Here is a 2178-nt window from a genome sequence, read left to right as displayed (position 1 = left end):
TGTAAATGTTAATATGAAAGTGCATAAAAGTTCCAACATCAAAATGTAGGAATTTATGCACTTTTTATGTTATCTTTTTTCAATATATAATTGTAGTGAATTTCCAAAAAAGTAGGTGCAATTATGAGAGAGGATATACATAATAAGTTGAAAGATTTTACAAGAGAGGAGCTATGCCTATTGAATAAAAGTGAATTAGCACGAAGGTTTAATTGTGATCCTAGAACTGTAGAGAGATATTTAAAAATTAGATCTGGAGAGCTGGTCCCGAAAAAGTCAGCAAGAGTTTATACTAGTCTTTTAGACGATTATAAATCCATCATTGTTGAGAAAGTAGATAATTACGGCGCCACTGCTATGGCAGTGTACAAATTCATTAAAAAGAAAGGATATAAAGGTAAGTATAGCACTGTTGCAGATTTCATTAATAAACATAAAAAAGTTGAAATTAAAAAAGCAACAATTAGATTTGAAACCACTCCTGGCTTGCAAGCTCAAGTAGATTGGAAAGAAAACCTCACTATGATAAGTAAATATGGAGAAATGTTCAAAGTCAATATTTTTCTTATGGTTCTTGGATACTCGAGAGTAAAATATGTTTCATTAACAGAAAATCGAGAACAGAAAACTCTATTTAAATGTATGATTGATGGTTTTAGATTCTTTGGTGGAATTCCTAGAGAAATACTTTTTGATAACATGAAAACAGTGGTAGATAGAAGTAAAACAAACTTCTCGCGCGTTGAATTTAATACAACATTTAAACATTTTGCTGATGATGCAGGTTTTAAACCAATTGCATGTAGACCATACAGACCTCAAACAAAAGGCAAAGTTGAAGCTTTAGCAAGGCTCACTAACCGTTTAGCCGTGTATAACGGCGAATTTGAGGATTATGCTGATCTAGAAAGAATAGTAAATAATTTTATGGGTGAAATAAATAATGAAGTTTCTCAAGCAATAAGTGAAGTTCCATTGAATCTTTTGAAAAAAGATAAAGAGTATCTTAAACCATTGCCATCATTAGATTTATTGTGCTCATATGTCTATCGCGAAAAAGAATATAAAGTCACAAAAGAATCTATGATTAACTACAAAGGTAAAAAATACTCTGTTCCAACCAAATACATTGGTTTAAAAGTTAATATTATCGAAACTAGTGACGGTAATATCAATATTTATTATAATGAAGATTTTATTGTCTGTCACTTGTTAACTAATAAAAAATATAATTATAAAACTGGTCATATGCATGAAATACTAAAATCTGATGCTTGTAAGCATTTATCGGATGATCAAATAGGTGATTTTATAAAAGAGAATATGGCCTTAATGGATATATTGTTAGGAGAGTGATTATAAAATGTATGCAAAACTTATGAATAATTTAGAAGCGCTTAAGTTAGAAAAGATGTCATCATATGTACCGACATATCTTAGTATAGCTGCTCAGGAACAGATCCCGTTGTTAGATGCCTTAGTGCATCTAACAGATAAAGAAATACTTTATAAAAATGAAATGGCCTCAAAAATCCAAATAAGTGTAGCCGGCTTTCCTTTTGTAAAAAGAGCCGATGAGTATGACTATAGCTTTCAACCTTCAGTAAATAAAGCTCAGATTCAAGACCTATGCTCATTAAGATTTGTTGATAATAAAGAAAATATATTGTTTTATGGAACTCCAGGTGTAGGTAAAACACATTTGGCTACCGCTATCGGAATAGAGGCTGCAAGTAAAAGATTCCTTACTTACTTCATTAGCTGCCATGATTTAATTCAGAACTTAAGAAACGCATATAATGAAAATAGACTCGAATCAAGACTTAAACACTATAATAAATATAAAGTTCTTATTATAGATGAGATTGGTTATTTGCCTATAGATCAATTAGGTGCTAATCTATTTTTCCAACTAATAACAAAAAGATATGAACATAACTCCACTATAATAACTACTAATCAACCTTTTAGTAAATGGGCAGATGTTTTTTCAGATGCTACGCTAGCGAATGCTATACTTGATAGGCTTCTACATCATGCTCACATTATTAAAATAGTTGGGCCATCTTATAGAACAAAAGATGTATATGAAATGATCCAACAAGAAAACAAATAACTATCAAATAATTATGCATTTTCATGTTGGAACTTTTCAACATTTTGACGTTGACATTTACA

The 2178-nt window shown here is 30.5% G+C and carries 2 protein-coding genes; both read left to right on the top strand.

Features of this window, described 5'->3' with window-relative positions; genetic code table 11:
* Positions 1-123 precede the first annotated feature (123 nt).
* A complete protein-coding gene (gene istA, locus GXK57_RS26145; RefSeq protein ID WP_160680941.1) occupies positions 124-1356 on the top strand; it encodes an IS21 family transposase in 1233 nt (410 codons plus the stop codon).
* A gap of 7 nt (positions 1357-1363) precedes the next feature.
* A complete protein-coding gene (gene istB, locus GXK57_RS26140) occupies positions 1364-2116 on the top strand; it encodes an IS21-like element helper ATPase IstB (protein WP_160680940.1) in 753 nt (250 codons plus the stop codon).
* The last annotated feature ends 62 nt before the right edge of the window (positions 2117-2178 follow it).

Source organism: Clostridium sp. C8-1-8 (assembly GCF_009928445.1).
GTDB lineage: Bacteria > Bacillota > Clostridia > Clostridiales > Clostridiaceae > Clostridium_AR.
This window is presented reverse-complemented; position numbering and strand designations above follow the sequence as displayed.

Excerpts from the sequence above, each read along its gene's own strand:
- istA (WP_160680941.1), top strand. The coding sequence starts at position 124 with ATGAGAGAGGATATACATAATAAGTTGAAAGATTTTACAAGAGAGGAG.
- istB (WP_160680940.1), top strand. The coding sequence starts at position 1,364 with ATGTATGCAAAACTTATGAATAATTTAGAAGCGCTTAAGTTAGAAAAG.